Source organism: Croceicoccus sediminis (assembly GCF_007570835.1).
GTDB classification, from domain to species: Bacteria; Pseudomonadota; Alphaproteobacteria; order Sphingomonadales; family Sphingomonadaceae; genus Croceicoccus; species Croceicoccus sediminis.
Genome location: NZ_SUNC01000005.1, coordinates 151652 through 171771 on the forward strand (window position 1 = coordinate 151652; position 20120 = coordinate 171771).

The following is a 20120-nucleotide window of genomic DNA, read 5'->3' on the forward strand; positions in this document are numbered from 1 at the left end:
GAAGATGAACGAATCCCCTGCCGACCAGGCCGCTCCGCAAACCCTTGTCGCCGTGCCCAAGGGCCTCTTTGCCCCCGGCCTTTTTGCCGTCGCCTTGTTCTATGGCGGCATGTGCACCTTCGCGGGCCTGCTGGGCAACAAGCAGGTCGCGCTTGGTCCCTTGGCGGTGGAGGCGGGGATGTTCGCGTTCCTGCTGTTGGTCGCGATGGGCGGCGCGGTGGCAGAGGTCTATGGCCGCACGGTCGCGAACAAGCTGGTGCTGTGGGGCTTTGTCCCGATCTTCGCCTCCATCATCCTGTCGCTGCTCGTGGCGGCGATGCCCGCCTCACCCGAAATGCAGCCCGAACGGCTCGACGCGATCCAGATGATCCTGACCGCGACGTGGCGGATCTGGATCGCCGGTCCCATCGCCTATGGTACGTCGCAGATCCTGAACATCACGGTGATCAGCGCGCTCAAGACGAAGTTCGGCGGCCCGATGTGGATCCGCGCCGGTCTTGCCGGGGCCTTGTCGCAGGCTCTCGACACGGTCATCTTCATCACCGTCGCGTTCCTAGGCGTCTTTCCGATCCTGCCCCTGCTGGCCGGGCAAATGCTCGCCAAGGTCGTGCTTTCGATCGTGCTGATCCCTTTCCTCGTCACCTGGTTCTCCGCATTCATGCGAAAGCTCGACAGCCGGGTTCAGTGATCGACTAATCCGAATGCAGTGACCGGTTTTCCTCCGGAAACGCGATCAAGGCTCACCCGTTGAATGGGTGAACCAAGAAGCGAATGACAGGAGTTAAAACATGGGCGACAACGCGACGAAGGCACTGGTAGACGGTCTTAACGGACTGCTGGCCGACCATCTCGCCCTGTATCTCAAGACGAAGAACTTTCACTGGCACGTAAAGGGCCGCGATTTCCGCGACCTGCACCTGCTGTTCGACGAACAGGCCGCCGAGATTTTCGGCAACGTCGACGTGATCGCCGAACGCGTCCGCAAGATCAAAGGCGACACGCTGACTTCGATCGGATCGGTCGCGGCGAAGACCAAGGTGGCCGACGAGGATGACACCTCGCTCGACGCGATGGTCATGGTGGAAAAGCTGCGCGACGACAATGCGGCGCTGGTCGCATCGCTCAAGGAACTGAAGGACCTTGCAGGCGACGCCGGCGACAACGCGACAGACGGGCTGATCGACGACTGGACCGACCAGGCGGAACAACGCGTCTGGTTCCTCTCCTCGATCCTCGGCTGATCCTTACAGGCTTCCGTTCGCCGACAGCCCGATCCCCTCGGGCCTGCCGGTGAACCCCATATCCAGCAATGGCGCGCTGACCTCGACCGGGAGACCGGTCAGAACGAGGTCGGCGCGCCATTTGCCGTCAGGCTCCAGCCGGAACGCAAGCGTCTCGGTCCCGCTCGGCCCTTTCATCGGCACGAACAGGGCATCACCCTCGCACCGCGCGGGGCCGGACATGAAGGTCTCTGCCGGAAGCGTGGGGCCCAGCGCGGGGATCGCGATGCCCAGCGTGCCAGACGCGGCGACACAGCGACCGCCGCGAAGCTCCACCGCGAAGTCGGCAAAACTCAGCGCACGAACCGGAAGCGGCGACATCGCACCCGACAGCGGCAATTCGCCGTTGGTATCGCGCAAGGCGGCCCAGCCCTCACCCCCGCGGGCGTAGGCGTGGAACTGCGGCTGGCCGGGCATTGCGGGTCGGTTCAAAGCGAACTCCGCCGTGCCGGTCAGCAGCGGCAGGGGCCGCAAGCCGACATCAAGATTGCCCAGCGGCAACGACCCGGCCTGCAGATTGCCGACCTGACCGCTCCACACCGTGCCCGCGACTTCGCGCGCGGAGAGCGACCCTTCGCCGTTCGCCGCGCCCAGCGCGACGCGAAGCGGGAACATGGCGACCAGCGCGACCAAAGCCAGCAGGCCCAGCACGATCTTCGTCGTCCGGGACAGGCGAGCATCGCGAATGAATATCCAGCGCCCGATCACGATCCCGCCCTCCGCATCGTGGCGTTGACCGAAACCGATCCGTCGGCCGCTGGCGTGATCGTCACCTGTTCGGCAACGATGCCCTGCCTGCGCAAAAGGTCCAGAAACGCGAAGGCGGACCCCGGCGCCGCGGTCGGGATGACGACAAGAGTTCCGTCATTGCCGCGCGGATCGTTCGATTGCAGCACCAGCCCTTCGGCATCGGCGATCTGCGCCACGGCCTGCGCAACCGGCCCCGCCCCGCCCTGAGGCGCAGGTGCGGCGTCCAGCTGTTCCAGCCCCGCCATGACCTGTCCGGCGGCGATCACCGCCTCACGATGGCGAACGTGGGCCGCATCGTGCGCCGCGCCCAGCGGCAGGATCAGGCCGTAGATGATCAAAAGCACGCCCGCCAGAACGCCTGCCACGCCCACCAGGACGCGTTCGCGCGTGGTAAGGCCAAGGAACCAGTCCCGCGCCGGTGTCCAAACCGATTTCATGGTGCCCTCACGGTGATGTCTGCCACGGTCGATCCGCTGGCATCGGGCGCGACTTGCGGGGGTGCGGTGACTTGCCAGCCATCCCGTTGCAGCGCGATCAGCATCTGGTTCAGTGCCTGATCGGTGGGGGCAGCGGCGCGGATTGCCAACGTGCCGTCCGCGCGCCAGTTGAGGTTGCGCAAGTTGATCGAGGGATTGGGCTGCATCGCGGCGAATACCGCTGGTGCACTGTCGGCAAAGGCGACGCCGCCTACGCCGCGGCGCAGCAGTTCGGCGCGGATCTCCGCCTCTGCACCGGCAAGATCGCCAACACCGGGGAAGCGGGCGCGCGCGGCCTCGATCGCGGCGTCCTCTCGTGCATTGGCATCGAGGTTCAGCTTTACCGTTTCGACCACAAAGATCAGGAACACCAGCAGGGCCAGGATCGCGGCCATGCGCGCCAGCTGCGCCCAGTCCGGCAGGCGGAAATAGGATACGCGCGGCAAGGCATAGGCCCCTTGCCGCAGGTCGAGTTCGGGATGGCGGAACGTCTCGACAAGGCGGGCTGCCAGCCGATCCTCATCCACCGCAACGCTATCCGCTCCGGGCGCGAGCGCGGGCAGAAGGTCCGCTTCCCCGGCAAATGCCGCGCTTGGCGTTCGGGCAAGCGCCTGTCCGCCCAGTTCGCCCGATGCGACAGTCCCCGCATCCGCCCTCGGCAGGGCAAGCGCGGCAGGCACCAGCGCATCGACATTGAGGCCAGCCGTCGCCAGTTCGCCCAGCCACGCGTCCATGTCCGACTTGGCCACGGCAGAACAGAGCACGGCGTCGCCATCGGCGGAGGCAGCGACCGCGATATGCGTGTCGGCCATCGGCGCGCGCAGGCCCGGCGGGTCCAGCCGCGTTGCAGACAAGGCCTGTGCGATCGGCATTTCGCCGCGCGGCGCGATGCGAACCGGCGCAAGGGCGGCAGGGGCCAGCGCGACGACGCGCATGCCTTCCAGATCGCCCCACGGCGCATCGTGGCCGGGCGCGAAGCGGTGGTCGCTGCCCAGCGTGCCGCCATCGACATGCCAGTAACGCCATTCGCCGCCCGGCACTTCGGGAAGCAGGACGAACAGGCCCTCCGGCCCGTCGCCGGTCACCCCGTCTTCGGGCAAGTCGTGTTTCAGTCGCAGCGCCATGCGTGATCAGCCGACGATGTCGGCATCATCCCCTTCGCCGCCGGGCTGGCCATCTGCGCCCAGCGAATAGATTTCGAATGCGCCGCCGTTCTGGCCAGGGCTGCGAAACTGGTACGGGCGACCCCACGGATCGGTCGGCAGCGACTTGATATAACCGCCGCTGCGATAATTCTGCGGCATGGCCAGCGTGGCGGGCGGATTGACCAGCGCCGACAGCCCCTCGCTCGCACCCGGATAGCTGGCGTTGTCGAGGCGGTACATTTCCATCGCCTGGCTGAGCGTCGCGATATCGGATTCGGCCTTCACCCGCATCGCCTTGTCCTGGCTGGGCAGGACGTTGATCGCCACCGCCGTCGCCAGCAGCGCGATGATGAACAGCACCACCATCAGTTCGACGAGGCTGAAACCGTTGCGGCGGGCCTTGCGGGCGGTCTTGCGGGTCTGGTTGGTCATGGTTTCCATCCGGTTGGTGATTTCAAAGGCCGGTGAGGTCCTGCAACTGCAGGATCGGCAAGAGAATGGCGAGGATGATGAGCGCGACGATCACGCCCATGACGATGATGATAAGCGGTTCGAGCAGCGCCATGGCAGCCGCCGTGAACTGCGCGAATTCGCGTTCGAGATAGTCGGCCGCGCGTTCCAGCATGTCGCCCAGCCGCCCCGCGCTTTCCCCGCTGGAAGCGAGATAGACGAGCAGCGGTGGGAACGTCCCCGCCTCGCGCAGCGCGGTGGACAGCGACGTACCGCCGCGCACTTTCTCGGTAATCTGTTCCAGCGCCTTGCGCTGAACCGCGTTCGACACCGTGCGTGAGGACAGTTTCAGCCCGTCGACCAGCGGCAGGCGCGCATCGATCATCGTCGCCAGCGTGCGGGCCAACGAAGCGGCATGAACGTCGCGGATCAGCCGCCCGATGAACGGCAGGCGCAGCAGAAAGGCATCGAACCTGTATTTGAACGTCGGCACCGTCAGCGCCCGCAAAAAGCCCAGCAGCGCCAACGCGATAACCACGCCCAGCACCCACCAGTATGCCGACATGAACTGCGAAATGCCGATCACCGCGCGGGTCAAAAACGGCAACTGGCGCGCGGCATTGTCGAACTGTTCGACGACGCGCGGCACGACCGAGATCATGAGCAACGTGACGACCCCGATGGCCATCAGCGAAAGGATGATCGGATAGGCGAGCGCGGCCACGATCTTCGCCTTTGCCGCCGCCTGCTTTTCCAGCATGTCGGCAAGGCGTTCGGCGATCTGCGGCAGGCTGCCGCTCGATTCGCCCGCCGCGATCATCGCGCGGTAAATCGGCGGGAAGCTTTCCGGTTCACGGCGCAGCGCTTCTGCCAGCGGCAGGCCTTCGACCACGCCCTGGTGCACGTTCATCAGGATCGCGCGAGCCTTTGGCTTTTCGGTCTGGCGGCTGATCGTGCGCAGCGCTTCTTCCAGCGGGCTGACCATCATCAGTGACGAGAACTGCCGCGTGAACAACGCAAGCTGCTTGGCGCGCAGCTTCGGCTTGCGGCTGGGTAGCGAGATGGAACCGGGTTTGACTACCGCCGAGGCCTTGCCCGCCTCCTCGTCCAGCCGAAGCACATGCCAACGCCGCGTCGCCAATTGTTCGCGCGCGGCCGGAAGGCTGGCCGCATCGATCGCGCCGCGTCTTTCCTTGCCCTGCGGATCGACCGCCAGATAGGACCATCGCGGCATCAGGCGGCCCCGTCCTCACGCCGCGAAAGCCGCGCCGCTTCCTCGGGCGAAGTCTCGCCAGCCTGCACCAGTTTCTTGGCCGCGCGCGTCAGGCGCATACCGCGCCGGTTGCCTTGCGCATCCTTGCCAAAGGCGTGGTCGGCAATGTCCTCTTCCGAGGCATTGGCGTTGATGAGGCGGCGGATCGTATCGTCGATGCGGATCGCCTCGAACAGGCCGATGCGGCCCGAATATCCCGACTGGTTGCAATGATCGCAACCGACCGGGTGCCAGACCGTGCGCCCCGGTTTGATATCCAGCATCGCGGCCAGCGCCGGATCGATCACGCCCTCTCGCCGACAATGCTTGCACAGGCGGCGAACCAGCCGCTGGGCGATCACGGCGCGCAGCGTGCTGGCCAGCAGGAAGGGTTCGACCCCCATGTCGCGCATGCGGGTAATCGCGCCGACCGAATCGTTGGTGTGGACGGTCGAAAGCACGAGGTGCCCGGTAAGCGAGGCCTGCACCGCGATGTCGGCGGTTTCCTTGTCGCGGATTTCGCCGACCATGACGACGTCGGGGTCCTGTCGCAGGATGGCGCGCAAACCGGCCGCGAAGGTCAGGCCGACCTTGGCATTGACCTGCGTTTGCCCCACCCCGTCCACAGCGTATTCCACAGGGTCTTCCACAGTCAGGATATTCCGCTGACCATCGTTGAGGCCCCGCAGCCCCGCATAGAGCGTGGTGGTCTTGCCCGAACCGGTCGGCCCGGTGACCAGCACGATCCCGTTGGGTTCGTTGAGCGCCCGCGTCAGCACGCCTTCGGTATGCTGGTCGAGACCGAGCTCGGACAGCTCTATCCCGGCGTTTTCCTTGTCGAGCAGACGCATGACGACGCGCTCGCCCGCGCGGTTCGGCAGGGTGGAGACACGCACGTCGACCAGCTTTCTGCCCAGCGACAGCCCGATGCGACCGTCCTGCGGCACGCGGCGTTCGGCAATGTCGAGCCGGGCCATGACCTTGATGCGGCTGACCAGCACTGGCGCGACGTGCGGCGGCATGCGCAGCTTTTCCTTCAGCACGCCGTCTTCGCGGAAACGCACGACGAGCGCCTGTTCATAAGGCTCGATATGAATGTCCGACGCGCCTTCGCGCAGGCCTTGCGCGATCAGCCCGTTGATCAGGCGGATCGCAGGCGCATCGTCGGCGCTGTCCAGCAGGTCCTCGGCGCTGGGCAGGCCATAGGCCAGCGCATCGTCCGGCCCGTCGAAGCCAAGCGTATCGGCCTCCAGCGCGCCGGTATCGCCATAGACTTCGCTCAGCAGCTTCTCGAATTCGGTCGCGGTCGCGCTGCGCACCGAAAGAGGGCGCGCAAAGCGGCGGCGAAGTTCGAGCAAGACCATAGCGTCCGCTCCTTCGCGCAGGACCAGCGGGACCGCGCCGTTCACGTCTTCGTCCGCCACGATCACGCCCCAGTCGCGCGCCTCGGCATAAGTCAGCAGCGGCGTACCGCGGCCGCCTTCGGGCACGACAACAGCCGCCGCGCCCGCAAGCGCGACATCGTCGCCCAGCGGCACGTCACTGTCGAGAGGCGTCGGTTCGGCCATCGGCTTACTGCGCGGCCCCAGCTTCGTCGGCGGGCGTGATAATGATGTCATCGGGGCTGTTGGGCATCTGGGGCGGGGCCGCACCGAGATAGTCGATGACGAGTTCGTCAATAGACGGTTCGCGATCGGGCGAGAACGCCTGCTGGGCATCGCGGATCACGCCATAGCGGCGCGCGGTGACTTCCTGCCGGTCACGCGCGCTGCGCAGGATCGTGGGGCGGATGAACACCATCAGGTTGGTCTTCGCATGGCTCTTGCCGCGCGACTTGAACAGTTCGCCGATGATCGGAATGTCGCCCAGCAGAGGGATCTTCTGGATCGTGCGCCGCTCATTATCATCGAGCAGCCCCCCCAGCACCAGGATCTCGCGGTCGCCGACCGTCACGGTCGTCTTGATCTCGCGCTTGTTGATGATCAGTTCGTTGAAGTCGTTCGACACCGGCCCCGCGATGGAACTCACTTCCTGTCGCAGGTCGAGGCGGACCTGATCGCTGGCATTGATCTGCGGCGTCACGTCCAGTTCGATGCCGACGTTCTGCCGCTGAATCGTGCGGAAGGCATTGTCGAAATTGCCCGAAAGCGCCTCTCCCGTTGAAACCGGGATCTCCTGACCGAACAGGATCGACGCGGGAACGTTGTCGTTCGTCGTGATGTGCGGCGTCGACAGTATATTCGAATTGGAATCCGACTGGATCGCGTTGATCAGCGCGCCGAGATAACGGTTATTGCCGATCGAGGTATATCCGCCCAGATAACCGCCACTTGCGCCAAGGGCCGCCTGCGCCGCGTTTTCGCGCAGCAGGTCCCCGGTGCCAGAACTGGACGTCGTGACGACGACACCGTCGCTGACCGTGGTGGTGTCGGCATCGACCGCGTCGGCGATCAAACCGCCCGCGATATCGATGATGTTGGGCGCGACGTTTGAAAAATTGGTGACGGCAAAGGGCATGTCCTTGCCCCCGATCAGGAACTGGACGCCCAGTTCCTTGGCCACGGTTTCCGAAACCTCGACGATGATCGCCTCGACCAGGACCTGGTCCTGCCGGATGTCGAGCTGGCGGATCAGTTCGGCAAGCCGGCGCTGAATGTCCACGGGTGCGGAAATGACGATGGCGTTGGCACCCGGATAGCGCGTGATGATCGCCGTGCCGCGGCCGCCCGCCAGTTCAATCGCACCGCCGCCGATGGAGCCGGTCCCGCCGCCGCCGCCCGTCATCTGCCGATTGGCAAGGCCCGAACCGATGCTGGCATCGTCGCCCCCGCCGGTCGTTGCGGTGACCGTGCTGCCCGCGGCGGGCATGAACGAACTGCCCGATCCGCCGACCAACATTTCGAGCATCGGGACCATCGTCGCCGCATCGGCATAATCGAGCCAGATGACCTTGACTTCCGAACCGCTGGCCGCACGCTCGTCCAGATCGCGGGCCATCGCGGCCAGCTTGTTCAACGTGTCGCGTTCGCCGCGCAGAAGCAGTGAGTTCGAGCTGTCGACCGCGACGACGCTGGCCAGCGCCCCGCCCTGCGCGCCCTGCGGGACAAGCTGGGTCAGAGCGGCGGCGATTTCGCGCGCGCCGGCGTGGTTGAGGCCGATCATCTCGGTGCTCGAATTGTCGCGGTCGATCTGTTGTACCAGCGCGCGAATACGGCGCAGATTGTCGGCATAGTCGACGACGACCAGCGAATTGGCGGACTGGTTCGCGGTGATCGAACCTTCCTGGCTGACCAGCGGGCGCAGCGTTTCGACCGCCTGCGAAGCCTCGACCGAGCCGAGCCGGATTACCTCGGTGACGAGCGCGTTCGCTGGCGCGCCCGCGGTGCCCAGGCGCGAGGGCTGCGACGCGGCATTGGCGGCGGGCTGGATGCGGAACGCACCGTTGCCAATAGGGATGGCGACAAGCCCGTTGGCGCGCAGGGTGGCGAGGAACACCTCGAAGTACTCGCTGCGCGAAAGCGGGCGTTCGGTGACGACAGAGATTTTCCCGTTCACGCGCCCGTCGACGATGAAAGTGCGGCCCGTGACTTGCGCCGCATCGGCGACGAAAGCGCGGATGTCGGCATCGCGCACGTTCAGCGCATATTGCGCGAAGGCGGCCTGCGGCGCGGACAGCGAAAGCAGCGAAAGCAGCGAGGCTGCCATCAGGCCGACGGAAAACTTACGCACGAAAGACTTCATTTAGACACCGTGATCTTGACCGGAACGTCGCGTCCGCCGCGCCGAACGGTCATGGAAACATTCGAACCGGGCCGCAGCTGCCCGGCAAAACCGGCAAGGTCTTGCTGGCCCGTAACGGCCTGGCCATTGACCGAGACCAGCACGTCGCCGGGACGTAGGCCCGCACCTGCAAAGACCGAACCGTCACCACCGGGGTTGAGCGTGACCCCGCCGCCTTCAGCGTTCCCGCCAAAGGAAATCCCGGACCGCAAATCACTCGCCCCGATTTGCCCTGCCCCTCTTGCCGGTGCGGCAGGCGGTGGCGGGGCGACATGCGGCGGCGCGACCGAATTGCCGAGCGTGGCAGGCGCGATCGTCGGCACCGGTTTCGACTGGTCGAGATAGAGCAGTTCCGACGCACCGCCCCGGCCCAGCGTCACGTGATCGAACGCCACGGCCGCAAGCGTCACGCCGGGCATGACCTCCTCACCGATGCGGAACACCTGCTGCTCTCCGTCTGAACCGGCGATGATCGCGGTTCCGCCGCCCGAGTAGGGATTGACCCTGATACCATAGAGCGTGAGCGGAAGATCGGTGACGGTCGCGACTTGGGCCGGGCCGGCCACGACCGCGACATCGCGGTTGAAGGGATCGAAGCCCGTCATCAGCGCGGATCGGGCCCCATCGTCCATCAGCCGCACGCGTGCAGGCTTCCAGTCGCCCAGCGGACTGACCGGGGCAAGCACCATCCACGCCAGCTGCGCGCCAGCGACAACGATCCCGATGGCCAACAGCCACCAGAGCACGTCGTGCAGTCCCGGCAGAGTGAACCTTCGGCCACCGCCATCGCCGCGAACGAATCGCAAGTTCTTCATTCCACCCGTCTATATCCGCACAGGGGTTTATGACCCACCAAATCCCGGTTCAACCACCGCGCGATTCCCGCCCGACTATGGAGCGCGTTGCACCCCATGTCTCAAAGATTTGACACATTTATGTCAAATCACTTCGATCGCCGCTTATTCTGGCGGACCCTCTCGCCAAACCGTGCCGTGAAAGCTAAGGCGCTTCGCCATGTCGCAATATGCCGCCTCGACCACGGATAACGCCAGCGATGCCCCCCTTGCGGGTCTGCGCGTCGCGCTGTTCAGCGGAAACTACAACTACGTTCGCGACGGAGCGAATCAGGCGCTGAACCGGCTGGTCGGCTATCTCTTGCGGCAAGGCGCGCAAGTTCGCACCTATTCGCCGGTCGTGGAAAATCCCGCATTCCCGGCGACCGGACCGCTGATCGGCGTGCCCTCTTTTGCGATTCCGGGCCGAGCGGAATACCGCTTTCCATTGGCCCTTTCGCCTTCGGTTCGTGAGAACCTGGCCGAATTCGACCCCAACATCGTCCATGTCGCCAGCCCCGACGTCGTCGGCCACCGCGCCGTATCATGGGCGCGCGACCGCGATGTTGCCGTGCTCGCCTCGGTCCACACGCGGTTCGAAACCTATCCGCGCTATTACAACATGGCGTTCCTCGAACCCCTGGTCGTGAAGATGCTGCGCCGGTTCTATCAACGCTGCGACGCGCTGGTCGCGCCGTCGGAATCGATGGTCCGCGTGCTTAAAGAGCAGGACATGAACGACGATGTCTCGCTGTGGACGCGCGGGGTCGACCGGGACGTGTTCCACCCCGGCGCGCGCGACATGGCGTGGCGCCGGTCGCTGGGTATCGCGAACGACGAAAAGGTCGTCGGCTTTCTGGGCCGGCTGGTCATGGAAAAGGGCCTCGACGTCTATGCCGCGACGATCGCGAAGCTGCGCGAACGCGGCGTCGCGCACCGCGTCATGGTCATCGGCGAAGGGCCCGCACACAGCTGGTTCGAGGAGAACCTTCCAGCAAGGGACGACAAGGGTGCGGTGTTTGTCGGGCATCAGAGCGGGGCCGACCTCGGCCGCGCGGTCGCCAGCATGGACATGCTGTTCAACCCTTCCATCACCGAGACATTCGGCAACGTCACGCTGGAGGCGATGGCCTGCCAGCTACCGGTCGTCGCAGCCGCCGCCACGGGTAGCGAGAGCCTTGTCGCCGATGGTGTTTCGGGGCGGCTGGTTACACCGGGCGACACCACTGCATTTGCCGAGGCGCTGGAAGGTTACCTGACCGATCCGGCCCTTGCCTGCGCGCATGGGAAGGCCGGCGAAATGCGCGCCCGCGACTTTGCTTGGGACACGATCAACCAGGCCGTCGCCGACACTTATTGGCGGCTGCTGGAAAAGCGCGGTTAAGCCAGAACCCGCTTCGCGTACATCTTTCGCGAATACCAGATCAGCGCGAACAGCACGGCGAAGATCACGACCGTGAAGATGAGGGGCACCAGCATGCTGGTCTGCCCCGGCATGGGGCTGGCGATGGTCCAGGCCGTGGTGAACACCAGCCCGATGAGCGAGATCAGAAATGCGTGAAGCGCGAACCGGCTGCGTAGCAGCAGCAGTATCGACCCTGCCACCGATCCCCACACGCCCAGCGCCCAAGCCGCGTCCATCCACCCCGGAAAGCCGTTGTAATAGGCCATAAGCTGATCGACGGTAAGGCCGGTGCCCTGCGTCATCCCCTCGATATAGGAACGGTTGCCAAGCTGCGTCTGGACATAGTCGTTCGCGCCGAAGGCGTTCCACAAAAGGCTCAGGAATGCGACGATCCAGAAACTGGTCGGCGCCCTTATGCGATCGGATGCGGTCATTGTCCGTTTCCCCTCCTCGATCCCTCTGTAGGCGAAGCTAACTTGAAGAATGCCGGGAAGCAAACCGGGCCGGACCGCTTTACCCACACGCCCGGCACCGTCCCCACTCGCAATCTGGCGACGGTCGACTAGATTGGCAGGGCCGATGACCGACCTTTTCGAATCCGACGCGCCCCCGCCGACAAGCCAGCCCGAACCGGGCGAAGATGCACCGCTGGCCGATCGCCTGCGCCCGCGCACGCTGGCCGACGTGGTGGGGCAGGACCACCTGACCGGCCCCGAAGGCACCATCGGGCGCATGGTCGCGGCAGGACGGCTGACCAGCATGATCCTGTGGGGCCCGCCCGGCACCGGCAAGACCAGCATCGCGCGGCTTCTGGCCGACAGCGTGGGAATGCGCTTTGCCGCGGTCAGCGCGGTCTTTTCGGGTGTCGCCGACCTCAAGAAAGCGTTTGCAGAAGCCGAGAAGGCACAAGCCGCAGGGCAACGCACCCTGTTGTTCGTGGACGAGATTCACCGCTTCAACCGCGCGCAGCAGGACGGTTTCCTGCCCTTCGTGGAACGCGGAACGGTCACTCTGGTCGGCGCGACGACCGAAAATCCCAGCTTTGCGCTCAACGCCGCATTGCTGTCGCGCGCGCAGGTACTGGTGCTGGAACGGCTGGACGAGGCTGCGCTGGACCTGTTGCTGGGCCGGGCCGAGGAACTGGCGGGTCCGCTGCCGCTGAATCCCGATGCGCGCACGGCGCTGGTCGCCAGTGCCGATGGCGACGGGCGTTTCCTGCTCAACCAGGCAGAAACGCTCTATGCGGCCAAGATCGAAGATCCCCTCGACACCGATGGCCTGCGCAAGTTCCTGCAACGGCGGCTGGCGGTCTATGACAAGGATCGCGACGGGCATTACAACCTGATTTCCGCGCTTCACAAGTCGCTACGCGGGTCCGATCCGCAGGCCGCGCTCTACTGGATGGCGCGCATGCTGACGGCGGGGGAGGAACCGCTTTACGTCCTGCGGCGTCTCGTCCGTTTTGCCAGCGAGGATATCGGGCTGGCCGACCCCCAGGCGCTGGTCCAGTGCCTTGCCGCCAAGGACGCCTACGAGTTCCTGGGTAGCCCCGAAGGCGAGCTCGCCATCGTGCAGGCCTGCCTCTATTGCGCCACCGCGCCCAAATCGAACGCGGCTTACAAGGCGCAGAAGGCGGCATGGAAAAGCGCGCGTGAAACCGGCAGCCTTGCCCCGCCTCAGAATATCCTCAACGCCCCGACGAAGCTGATGAAGGACCTGGGCTACGGCAAGGGCTATGCCTATGACCACGATGCCGAAGGCGGCTTTTCGGGCGCGAACTACTGGCCCGATGGGATGGAGCGGACCGAATACTACCACCCCGTTCCGCGCGGGTTCGAGCGGCAGGTGATCGAGAGGATGGAATGGTGGGAGCGCAAGCGGCGGGAGCGTCAGGGCTGATCCCGCCGCCCGCCTTCCGGCACTTCGTCGCCATTGACTGGTCTGGCGCTGCCGGGCCGCGGCAGAAAGGCATCGCTGTCGCCTTGGCCGCATCAGAAGGCGGACCGCCCGTGCTGATCGAGCCGGAACGCACATGGTCGCGCGCCGATGTGCTGTCGTTTTTGCGCGAAGACTTGCCCGACGACACGTTGGTCGGGCTGGACCTTGGCATATCGCTGCCCTTTGCCGATTGCGGTGCGTTCTTTCCCGGTTGGCAGGACAGCCCAGCCGACGCGAAGGCGCTGTGGCAGGTGATCGACGATATCTGCGCCGGGGACGATTATCTGTCGGCCGGTAGCTTCGTCGATCATCCCGAACTCTCGCGCTATTTCCGCCGCCACGGCGGGCGTGAAGGCGACCGGTTCCATGCACCCGACGCGCAGGACAGGCGCGGCCGTTTCAGGGTGACCGAACGGGCGCAGGAGGCGCTGGGGTGCAAGCCCTATTCGAATTTCAACCTGGTCGGCGCGGCACAGGTGGGCAAGTCCAGCCTGACGGGAATGCGGGTCCTCAACCGGCTGAACGGCAGGATCCCGGTCTGGCCCATAGATCCGCTGCCCCGGTCGGGCCCGGTCATCGCCGAAATCTATACCGCGATCTCTGCCGTCACCGCAGCGCGCGCCGCTGGGAGGAGCAAGATCCGCGACTTGGCAGACCTCGACGCCGCACTTTGCGTCCTGGGATCTGCCCCAATCGGGCGCACGGGGCCGGTGACCGACCATGCCTCCGACGCGCTGCTGACTGCCGCATGGCTACGCGGTGCTGCCGGAATCGCCGGACTCTGGTCGCCCGCCGCGCTTACGCCGACGATCGCGCGCACCGAGGGGTGGACTTTCGGCGCGCCGTGAATGGCACCCAAATTGAGAATATCGTCGCCTTGCGTTGCAGAAGGGCTGGACGAGCGCCGCGCCCTTGTGCATGGGGGCGATCCGATGCCTCGGGCCGGCTTAGCTCAGTTGGTAGAGCAGTTGATTTGTAATCATCAGGCCGCGGGTTCGAATCCTGCAGCCGGCACCAGGCAACCCCGACAATATCCGCTTTGAAGCACCCCTTGCAGGGTGCCTCGCCGTGGCCTCAACAGTTGGCGCGGGCCAGCAATGCCTGGGCCTGGCGCAAGTGCGGCGCGTCGATCATCTTGCCGTCCAGTTGCAGCGCGCCGACGCCCGGATTTGCGGCAAAGGCAGCCACGACGCTGCGCGCGTGGGCGATTTCTTCCTCGGACGGCGTAAACGCGTCATTGATGACCGCGATCTGGCTGGGGTGAATGGCCATCATCCCGGTAAACCCGTCCCGCGCGCCGCGCGCGGCATAGGCGGCCAGACCGTCGAGGTCCTTGATCGCCGGATAGACCGTTTCCACCGCCGGCACACCTGCAGCATGGGCGGCGAAAAGCGTGAGGGAGCGGGCCAGCTGATAGGGCGGCGTGTAGGAACCGTCCGCTTCGCGTGAGGTGCTGGCGCCGATTGCCGCGGGCAGATCCTCGGCCCCCCAGGTCACGCCTGCAAGATGCGCGGCGCAAGAGGCATATGTGCCCATTCCAAAGATCGCGGCAGGCGTCTCCGATGCGATCGGCAGGACAGGTACGCGCTGATCTTCGGGGATGAGCGTCATGAGCGCCGCGACCGTATCCGCGCTTTCGCACTTGGGCAGGACCAGCCCGTCAGGCCCGGCAGGCATCACTTGCGCCAGATCGCCTTGCGCCCAAGGCCCGTCGAGAGGATTGATGCGCACGAAAAGTCGCGGCGCGCCCTGTTCGGCGCGGTCCGAACGCTCACGCAGGAACTGGGCCACGTTCTCGCGCGCCTCGGCCTTCCGGTCGGCGGCCACCGAATCTTCGAGGTCGAAGAGGAGCGCATCGGCCCCAAGGCCCATCGCCTTTTCCATGCGTTCCGGCCTGTCGCCGGGGACGAACAGCAGCGAGCGCAGCTTCATGCAGACGCTCCTTTCAGGAGAGCCATGCGGAGGCACTGACAGACGACTTCGCCGCGCTGATTGAACAGTTCGTGCCGGAACGTCACGATGCCGCAACCCGGACGGGACCGCGAATCCTTGAGCTCGACCACTTCTGTGCGGGCGCGCAAGGTGTCGCCGATAAAGACCGGTTTGGGCATCGTAAGCTTGTCATAGCCAAGGTTGGCGACAAGCGTTCCAAGCGTCGTGTCGCCGACCGACAGACCGACCATCAATGCGAAAGTGAAAGTCCCGTTGACGAGAATCTGACCAAATTCGCTTTCCTTTGCCACCTCGGCATCAAGATGCAGCGGCTGCGGATTGTGGGTCATCGTCGTGAACAGCAGGTTGTCCGTCTCGGTGACGGTCCGCCCGATTTCGTGCGTGATCGTGTCACCCACGTTCCAATCGCCATAAAAACGTCCGGCCATGCAGATCCTCTCCTCTGATGGCTCTATATCTAGGTTGCCGGATCACGCTTGGGAAATCGAAAGTCGGGGTGTGGCTGGATAGATTTCATCTATGATGCGCCCAGCCACGCATCGAAACCGCCCTATCGTACCTTTTCAGGGAAAGGCAGCAGCGCGTCAGACCCGCTCCAGCACGACGGCCAACCCTTGCCCCACCCCGATGCACAGGAAGACGAGCGCATAGCGCCCCTTTTCCTGCTGAAGCTGCTCGACCGCGCTCATCGCGGTCCGGGCGCCCGACATGCCGAGCGGGTGGCCAAGCGCGATGGCCCCGCCGTTCGGATTGACGCGCGTGTCCGACATCGGATCGATGCCCAGTTCGCGCAAGGTCGCGATGGCCTGGCTTGCGAATGCCTCGTTGAGTTCGATGACATCCATCTGGTCCATCGTCAGGCCGGTGCGGAACAGGACCTTGCGCGCGGCCTCGATCGGGCCGACGCCCATGACGCGGGGCGCGATACCGGCCGCCGCCATCCCGACGACGCGGGCACGCGGGGTCAGGCCGTGGCGGTGCGCGGCGCTTTCGCTGGCGACCAGCATCGCCGCCGCCCCGTCGTTGAGGCCGGAGGCATTGCCCGCGGTGACGGTGCCGTCCTGCCGCACGACCGGCTTCAATTTGGCAAGCGCTTCCAGCGATGTCGCACGCAAGTGTTCGTCGCGTGCAAAAACGACGGGATCGCCCTTGCGCTGGGGTATCGTGACCGGAACGATCTCAACCGCAAAGCGCCCGCTTTCCTGTGCGTTCGCGGCCTTTTCCTGGCTGGCGAGCGCGAAGCGGTCCTGGTCCTCGCGGCTGACCTGCCATTCCTCCGCGACGTTTTCTGCCGTCTGGGGCATGGTGTCGACGCCGTGCGCCGCCTTCATCGCGGGATTGACGAAACGCCAGCCCAGCGTCGTATCCTCGATCTTCTGACCGCGCCCGAATGCCGATTCCGCCTTGCCCATGACATAGGGCGAACGCGTCATCGATTCGACGCCGCCCGCAATCATCAGGTCGGCATCGCCGCATCGTATCGCCTGTGCCGCATTGCCCAGCGCATTGAGCCCCGAGGCGCAGAGCCGGTTCACCGTCACGCCCGGAATGGTTTCGGGAAGACCTGCCAGCAAGACCGCCATGCGCGCGACGTTCCGGTTGTCCTCACCCGCCTGATTGGCGCAGCCCATGATCGCATCGTCTACCGCCGCCCAATCGACCTTTGCGTTGCGTTCGACGAGCGCGCGCAAGGGGATCGCGGCCAGATCGTCGGCGCGGATGGTGGAGAGCGATCCCCCCAGCTTTCCGATCGGAGTTCGGATTGCGTCGCAGACGAAGGCTTCGGACATGGGTGTTTCAGCTTTTCACAAAAGAAATCAGGGCTTGCGCCAGGGCTTCGGGCGCTTCGAACGTGGCGAGATGCGCGCCATCGACAGACACATGAACGGCGCCCGGAATGGTATCTACCAGAAACGCGCCATGCCCTTCATAAGGGGTCGATGCGTCCCGCGTGCCGGTCACGACCAGAACGGGCGATGCGATCCCGCCGATGCGCCCTGCAAGGTCCATGTCGCGGATCGCCGCGCAGCACCCGGCATAGCCGTGCGGGTCCATCGCGACCAGCTGCCGCAAGACGGTGTCGTAAAGCGCAGGGTCGTCCTCCCGCATTTCAGGCGACAGGAAACGCCCCATCGCCAGCTCCGCGATGGAGGACATGCCCTGGCCCAGAACCGTGTCGATGCGGGCCTGCCACGCGGCCGGGTCCATCGTTACCGATGTGCAGACCAGCGCCAGCTTCTCCACCCGCTCCGGCTGCAAGAGTGCCAGTTCCATCCCGATCATCGCGCCAAGCGACACGCCAGCGATGGAAAAACCGTGAAGACCAGCCTCGTCCGCCACGGCCAGGACGTCGTTCGCCAGCATTTCCAGCGAATAGTCCCCGGTGTCGTGCGCGTCGGATGCCCCGTGGCCGCGCGTGTCGATGCGCAGCAGGCGGAACTGTTCGCGCAGCTGCGGCAGCAGCGGGTCCCAAAGGTCCATGTCCGTGCCGATGGAATTGAGCAGGACGAGCGCGGGCGCATCGTCGCGCCCCTCCAGCTTCCAGTAGATCCGCGCGCCGGAAACGTCGGTAAAGGACATCAGGCCGCGCCCTCGAACGAATGCGCGAAGGGAGCGCCGGTCCGGGCCTGCACGTCCGCAACGCTGACGCCGGGGGCCAGTTCGATCAGCTTCAGTCCGCCTGCGTCGCGATCGATGGTGAATACGGCAAGATCGGTGATGATCATGTCCACAACGCGCTTGCCCGTCAGCGGCAGGTTGCATTCGGGCAGTATCTTGGGGCTGCCGTCGCGCGCCACGTGATCCATGACGACGACCACGCGCTTCACCCCGGCGACAAGATCCATCGCGCCGCCCATGCCCTTCACCATCTTTCCCGGAATCATCCAGTTGGCAAGGTCGCCGTCGGCAGACACTTCCATCGCGCCCAGAACGGCCATGTCGATATGTCCGCCGCGGATCATCGCAAAGCTGTCGGCGCTTGAGAAAAAACTTGAGGTCGGCAACGCGGTCACGGTCTGCTTGCCCGCGTTGATGAGGTCGGGGTCGACCTCGTCCTCTTCGGGAAACGGGCCGATCCCCAGCATCCCGTTCTCGCTCTGCAGCGTCACGTTGATACCCTCGGGCACGTGATTGGCGACCAGCGTGGGAATGCCTATGCCAAGGTTCACATGAAACCCGTCGCGCAGTTCGCGCGCCGCGCGGGCGGCAATTTCATCGCGTGTCCAGCCCATCAGGCCGGGTCCTTCTGGCGCACGGTGCGCTTTTCGATCCGCTTTTCGTTGATGGTCGAAAGCACGACGCGGTCGACATAGATGCCCGGCGTGTGGATGCAGTCGGGGTCGAACGTGCCGACGGGCACGATTTCCTCGACTTCGGCAACCGTGACTTTGCCCGCCGTCGCCATGTTGGGATTGAAGTTTCGCGCCGTCTTGCGGAACATCAGGTTTCCGGATTCGTCCGCGCGCCAAGCCTTCACGATCGACAGGTCCGAACGCAGCCAAGTTTCTCTAACGTATTCCTGTCCCTCGAACGTTTCGACCGGCTTGCCTTCGGCCACGACCGTCCCGACGCCGGTTTTCGTATAGAACGCCGGGATGCCCGCCCCGCCTGCGCGGATGCGTTCGGCCAGCGTCCCTTGCGGATTGAGTTCCAGTTCCAGTTCGCCCGACAGGTACTGGCTTTCGAAAAGCTTGTTCTCCCCCACGTAGGACGAGATCATCTTCTTCACCTGCCGGCTTTCGAGCAGCATCCAAAGTCCGAAGCCGTCGGCCCCGGCATTGTTCGAGATCACGGTCAGATTTTTCGTCCCGGCATCGCGGATCGCGGGGATCAGGGATTCGGGATTGCCGGAGAGGCCGAAGCCCCCCGACATGATCGTCATCCCGTCGAACAGCAATCCGTCAAGCGCGGCGGCCGGACTTTGGAATACCTTGCTCATCGTGCCTGTCTCAAGCCTCTGCGCGGGCGCGGGCGGAGAATTCCTCTTCGTCATGCGAAGTCGCCCGCTGCAGGCTGAAATCGAAGACGATGCCCGCATCGATGCCGTCGCGTTCGGGAACGGGCAGCAGTCCATCGCGCGTGCCGAATGCAAAATCGTCGCGGGCGAAGGGATCGTCGCCGAAATTGATCTGCGTCGTCAGCGTGCGATAGCCCGGTGCCTCAATAAAGAAGTGGACGTGGGCCGGGCGATTGCCGTGGCGGCCCAGCGCCTGCATCAGCACGTCGGTCGCGCCCTGCGGTGGCACCGAATAGCCGTTCGGCATCTTCGAATGGAAGCTGTAGCGACCATCGTCGCCAAGCTTGATCCGGCGGCGGTTGTTGAACGGGGTCTGCTCGCCCGTGGGATCGAAGTGCGAATAGAAGCCCTTCGAATTGGCGTGCCAGACGTGAAGAATCGCGTCCTTGACCGGCTCTCCATCAGGGCCGGTAACCTGGCCCTGCATGCGCAGCGTGCCGGTTTCGTCCGGATCGGAGGTGAGGTTGGCGTCGCCTTCGACGATCGGTGCGCCCGCGACATAGAGCGGGCCTTCGATCGTACGCGGCGTGCCACCCGTCCGGCCGGCTTCGGCGTCGCGTTCGTCCATGACGAGGTCCATGAAGTGTTCAAGGCCGACACCCGGCACGATCAGGCCAAGTTCCTGCGCGCCGTTCTGGAGGAAGCTGATCGCCTGCCAGAATTCGCTTTCGGTAATGTCATGCTTGATGATCGTCGCCATCAGCCCTTCGAGCAGGTCGCGCGTGATCGCCTTGAGGCGGGCATCGCCGCCGGGTTGATCTATCCCGGCCGAACGATCCAGCAGGGTCTGTACTGCGGGAGTTTGAAGGAAATCGTTAGTCATGATCCTCTCCTCGGATC

21 protein-coding genes and 1 tRNA gene are annotated in these 20120 nt (G+C 65.0%); 6 read left to right on the forward strand and 16 right to left on the reverse strand.

Translation table 11 applies throughout. From position 1 onward, the window contains the following. Positions 1-4 precede the first annotated feature (4 nt). The gene (locus FAX90_RS15630; protein ID WP_144098359.1) at positions 5-688 is read left to right on the forward strand and encodes a queuosine precursor transporter; all 684 of its coding nucleotides are present in this window, start codon (positions 5-7) and stop codon (positions 686-688) included. A 100-nt stretch (positions 689-788) separates the two neighbouring features. After that, positions 789-1241 carry a Dps family protein gene (locus FAX90_RS15635; RefSeq protein ID WP_144098360.1) on the forward strand — a complete coding sequence of 151 codons (453 nt, stop codon included), beginning with the start codon at positions 789-791 and terminating at the stop codon, positions 1239-1241. A gap of 3 nt (positions 1242-1244) precedes the next feature. Here FAX90_RS15635 and gspN read toward each other — a convergent pair whose 3' ends face one another. Genes gspN through FAX90_RS15675 form a run of 8 tightly spaced genes read right to left on the reverse strand, consistent with a single transcriptional unit; the run spans position 1245 to position 9948 of the window. Next, positions 1245-1988, reverse strand: coding sequence for a type II secretion system protein N (gspN, locus tag FAX90_RS15640; RefSeq protein WP_144098361.1), 744 nt, complete (start codon positions 1986-1988; stop codon positions 1245-1247). Continuing rightward, the gene (gene gspM, locus FAX90_RS15645; RefSeq protein ID WP_144098362.1) at positions 1985-2467 is read right to left on the reverse strand and encodes a type II secretion system protein GspM; all 483 of its coding nucleotides are present in this window, start codon (positions 2465-2467) and stop codon (positions 1985-1987) included. Before gspM ends, gspN begins: the two co-directional genes overlap by 4 nt. Continuing rightward, positions 2464-3630, reverse strand: a complete 1167-nt coding sequence (gspL, locus tag FAX90_RS15650; RefSeq protein WP_144098363.1) for a type II secretion system protein GspL — start codon at positions 3628-3630, stop codon at positions 2464-2466. Before gspL ends, gspM begins: the two co-directional genes overlap by 4 nt. A 6-nt stretch (positions 3631-3636) precedes the next feature. Next, complete coding sequence (gspG, locus tag FAX90_RS15655; RefSeq protein WP_144098439.1) at positions 3637-4083, reverse strand: type II secretion system major pseudopilin GspG; 447 nt, start codon at positions 4081-4083, stop codon at positions 3637-3639. A 22-nt stretch (positions 4084-4105) separates the two neighbouring features. Then, positions 4106-5335: a type II secretion system inner membrane protein GspF gene (gene gspF, locus FAX90_RS15660; protein WP_144098364.1), complete on the reverse strand. Its 1230-nt coding sequence runs from the start codon at positions 5333-5335 to the stop codon at positions 4106-4108. Next, positions 5335-6921, reverse strand: a complete 1587-nt coding sequence (locus FAX90_RS15665; RefSeq protein ID WP_144098365.1) for a GspE/PulE family protein — start codon at positions 6919-6921, stop codon at positions 5335-5337. Before FAX90_RS15665 ends, gspF begins: the two co-directional genes overlap by 1 nt. Positions 6922-6925: 4 nt before the next feature. Next, on the reverse strand, positions 6926-9094 hold the full coding sequence (gene gspD, locus FAX90_RS15670) for a type II secretion system secretin GspD (RefSeq protein WP_144098366.1): 2169 nt from the start codon (positions 9092-9094) through the stop codon (positions 6926-6928). Then, positions 9091-9948 (reverse strand): type II secretion system protein N, encoded by an 858-nt coding sequence (locus FAX90_RS15675; protein ID WP_144098367.1) that lies wholly within the window; start codon positions 9946-9948, stop codon positions 9091-9093. Before FAX90_RS15675 ends, gspD begins: the two co-directional genes overlap by 4 nt. Positions 9949-10147: 199 nt before the next feature. Between FAX90_RS15675 and FAX90_RS15680 the strand changes: the two genes are divergently transcribed. Further along, the gene (locus FAX90_RS15680; protein WP_144098368.1) at positions 10148-11350 is read left to right on the forward strand and encodes a glycosyltransferase family 4 protein; all 1203 of its coding nucleotides are present in this window, start codon (positions 10148-10150) and stop codon (positions 11348-11350) included. On the opposite strand, the gene FAX90_RS15685 is transcribed toward FAX90_RS15680, so the two are convergent. Then, a complete protein-coding gene (locus tag FAX90_RS15685; RefSeq protein WP_144098369.1) occupies positions 11347-11805 on the reverse strand; it encodes a hypothetical protein in 459 nt (152 codons plus the stop codon). The genes FAX90_RS15680 and FAX90_RS15685 overlap by 4 nt on opposite strands. Before the next feature lie 145 nt (positions 11806-11950). Here FAX90_RS15685 and FAX90_RS15690 point away from each other — a divergent pair, with 145 nt between their 5' ends. The 3 genes from FAX90_RS15690 to FAX90_RS15700 all read left to right on the forward strand — a co-directional run bounded on the left by FAX90_RS15690 (position 11951) and on the right by FAX90_RS15700 (position 14326). Further along, complete coding sequence (locus FAX90_RS15690) at positions 11951-13270, forward strand: replication-associated recombination protein A (protein WP_144098370.1); 1320 nt, start codon at positions 11951-11953, stop codon at positions 13268-13270. After that, a complete protein-coding gene (locus FAX90_RS15695) occupies positions 13234-14157 on the forward strand; it encodes a hypothetical protein (RefSeq protein ID WP_144098371.1) in 924 nt (307 codons plus the stop codon). The genes FAX90_RS15690 and FAX90_RS15695 overlap by 37 nt, the downstream gene beginning before the upstream one ends. Before the next feature lie 93 nt (positions 14158-14250). Next, a tRNA-Thr gene (locus FAX90_RS15700) sits at positions 14251-14326 on the forward strand. A 57-nt stretch (positions 14327-14383) separates the two neighbouring features. Here FAX90_RS15700 and FAX90_RS15705 read toward each other — a convergent pair. From FAX90_RS15705 to FAX90_RS15735, 7 genes are all read right to left on the reverse strand, one after another. After that, positions 14384-15241 (reverse strand): HpcH/HpaI aldolase/citrate lyase family protein, encoded by an 858-nt coding sequence (locus tag FAX90_RS15705; RefSeq protein WP_144098372.1) that lies wholly within the window; start codon positions 15239-15241, stop codon positions 14384-14386. Then, the gene (locus FAX90_RS15710) at positions 15238-15690 is read right to left on the reverse strand and encodes a MaoC family dehydratase (protein ID WP_144098373.1); all 453 of its coding nucleotides are present in this window, start codon (positions 15688-15690) and stop codon (positions 15238-15240) included. The genes FAX90_RS15705 and FAX90_RS15710 overlap by 4 nt, the downstream gene beginning before the upstream one ends. Positions 15691-15846: 156 nt before the next feature. Beyond that, positions 15847-17052, reverse strand: a complete 1206-nt coding sequence (gene pcaF, locus FAX90_RS15715) for a 3-oxoadipyl-CoA thiolase (RefSeq protein ID WP_144098374.1) — start codon at positions 17050-17052, stop codon at positions 15847-15849. 7 nt (positions 17053-17059) lie between these two features. After that, positions 17060-17842: a 3-oxoadipate enol-lactonase gene (gene pcaD, locus FAX90_RS15720; RefSeq protein WP_144098375.1), complete on the reverse strand. Its 783-nt coding sequence runs from the start codon at positions 17840-17842 to the stop codon at positions 17060-17062. Beyond that, positions 17842-18495, reverse strand: coding sequence for a 3-oxoacid CoA-transferase subunit B (locus FAX90_RS15725; RefSeq protein WP_144098376.1), 654 nt, complete (start codon positions 18493-18495; stop codon positions 17842-17844). The genes pcaD and FAX90_RS15725 overlap by 1 nt, the downstream gene beginning before the upstream one ends. Then, positions 18495-19202, reverse strand: coding sequence for a CoA transferase subunit A (locus FAX90_RS15730; RefSeq protein ID WP_144098377.1), 708 nt, complete (start codon positions 19200-19202; stop codon positions 18495-18497). The genes FAX90_RS15725 and FAX90_RS15730 overlap by 1 nt, the downstream gene beginning before the upstream one ends. Positions 19203-19212: 10 nt before the next feature. Continuing rightward, positions 19213-20103 (reverse strand): dioxygenase family protein, encoded by an 891-nt coding sequence (locus FAX90_RS15735; protein WP_144098378.1) that lies wholly within the window; start codon positions 20101-20103, stop codon positions 19213-19215. Positions 20104-20120: the final 17 nt, after the last annotated feature.